This window comes from Nonomuraea sp. K271 (assembly GCF_009908215.1).
GTDB lineage: Bacteria > Actinomycetota > Actinomycetes > Streptosporangiales > Streptosporangiaceae > Nonomuraea > Nonomuraea longispora.
In genome coordinates this window covers 1-1,864 of record NZ_JAAAHR010000360.1, presented here as the reverse complement: position 1 = coordinate 1,864, position 1,864 = coordinate 1, and the positions used below count along the sequence as shown (strand labels likewise).

At 68.1% G+C, this 1,864-nt stretch carries 1 protein-coding gene; it reads right to left on the bottom strand.

All coding sequences use genetic code 11. The features are described from left to right. Window positions 1-46: 46 nt before the first annotated feature. Window positions 47-1,654, bottom strand: a complete 1,608-nt coding sequence (locus tag GUY59_RS46910; RefSeq protein WP_201762187.1) for an ISL3 family transposase — start codon at window positions 1,652-1,654, stop codon at window positions 47-49. Window positions 1,655-1,864 lie beyond the last annotated feature (210 nt).

Below are 1,864 nucleotides of genomic sequence, written 5' to 3'. Positions count from 1 at the left end.
GGCTCTGGCGATCTTTGTGTGGCGGCGTCACTGATCGTGAGCACGTTCAAGGGGCGCAGAGGATGATCTTCCTGAGAAGGTCGAACTTGGCTCGGCCGTATCGGCTCCTCTTGAGCGCCTTGACTCTCGTCACGTTGCCCTCGACCGCGCCTGAGCTGTGCGGCAGGGTGAGCCCGTTGACGACGGCGTCCAGGTCGCGGCGGATGCCGTGGGTGAAGGAGTGCAGGCCTGGCAGGTCGTCGGCGTTGACGGCCGCCATCCACGCTTGAAGGTTCTCGGTCGTGCCGGTCAGTGTGGTCATCATCTGGGCGAAGGCGGCGACGTGGCCGGCGGTGGCGTCCAGGCGCGGGCTGCGAGCTCGCAGGTCGGCGAGTCTGGCCTGCTCGTCAGGGGTGAGCCGGTCAGGGCGGCGGGTGATCCACCGGGTGGCCTCGCGGATAGTCGGTGCCGAGGAGGGTGCGTGGGCTGCGGTGGCCGAGGCCCGCAGCGGGTGCAGATAGCGGCGGACGGTCTGCGGGCTGCCCAGGTATCCGTGTGCTTGGATCTCTCGGGTGAGGCGGGCGGCGTCGGTGCAGCCGTCGTTGAACCGCTGGATCAGATAGGGCAGGTAGGGGGTGAGCAGGTCGGACCGTCCGGTCGCCTTGGTCAGCAGGTCCTCGACCGCCTCGGCGCGGGCGAACCTGCGGACGGTGGGCCGGGACAGCTGCAGCTTGCGTGCGATCGCCGAGATCGTCCAGTCCTTGGCGGCCAGTTCCCGCACCGCGGCGTAGCGTTCACGGGTCCGGACGATGAGCTGGCATTCCTCCTCCGATGCCTGATCTGGCATCGGCTTTGGCGGGAGTGCGTTGTCGAGCTGCTGGTCGCCGGGTTCCTCGTGGGCGGGTTCAGCGGCATCGGCGTCGGGTTCACGCAGGTCGGCACGGCAGGCGATGACGGTCTTCTCGACCGCGTCGCAGAGGTTCTGCCAGAGATGGAAGCGATCAGCAATTTGAATCGCCTCAGGTGCCCCGGCCTTGGCTCCTGCCGCATAAGCTCCGGCCCGGTCTCTGCAGATCACGTCGACGCCAGGATGGTCGCGTAACCATTGCTCGAGGGCGTCGGCGGTCCGGTCGTCCAGCACGTCGATGGGCTGGTGGGTGTCCATGTTGATCAGCACGGTGGCGTAGGAGCGTCCGCGTTTCTTGGCGAAATCGTCGACCCCGAGCACGGTGACCTGGCCGATTTCGGGGTCGGGCAGGGCGCGGACCAGAGCGATCAGCGTGTCCCGGCCGACGCGTACGCCGAGTTGCTCGAGCAGCCGGGAGGCGGCGCGTCCGGCTAGGGCCAGCGCCATCAACTCCAGCAGCCGGCGCAGCAGTTTCGTGCGGCGGGCGTAGCGCCGGGTGAGACCGGGCACCGGCTCGGCGAACGTCCGGACGGGGCACGCCGGATTCTGGCAGGTCAGGCGGCGGACCGTGAGCGCGATCAGGACCGGGCGGCCCGCAGCGGGCAGATCATGCAGCAGCCGGCGGTAGCGGCCATGCACCCGCGACGAGACTGTGCCGCACGCCCGGCAGGCCGCCGGCCCACCCTCGGTATGCGCCGTGACCAGCACGTAGTCCCCGTGATCGGTCACCTCCTCGACGAGGAGTTCGGCCAGATGGGGGAAGAACATCCTCAGGCAGCAGGCATCGCCCGCCACCGCATGCTGCGCACAGGGCACAATGAACCTCGCGGCCGCTCAGGTGATGATCAAATTCTTGGTCGAACAAGATCCTCACGGGGCGGCCGCACCTATGCGCGGCCAGTTATCCGATTGCGATCACTCACGGACGAGAGTCTCGACCACTGTCTGTGACGGCACCACACAAAGATCGCCAGAGCC

Excerpts from the sequence above, each read along its gene's own strand:
- GUY59_RS46910 (WP_201762187.1), bottom strand. The coding sequence starts at position 1,654 with ATGTTCTTCCCCCATCTGGCCGAACTCCTCGTCGAGGAGGTGACCGAT.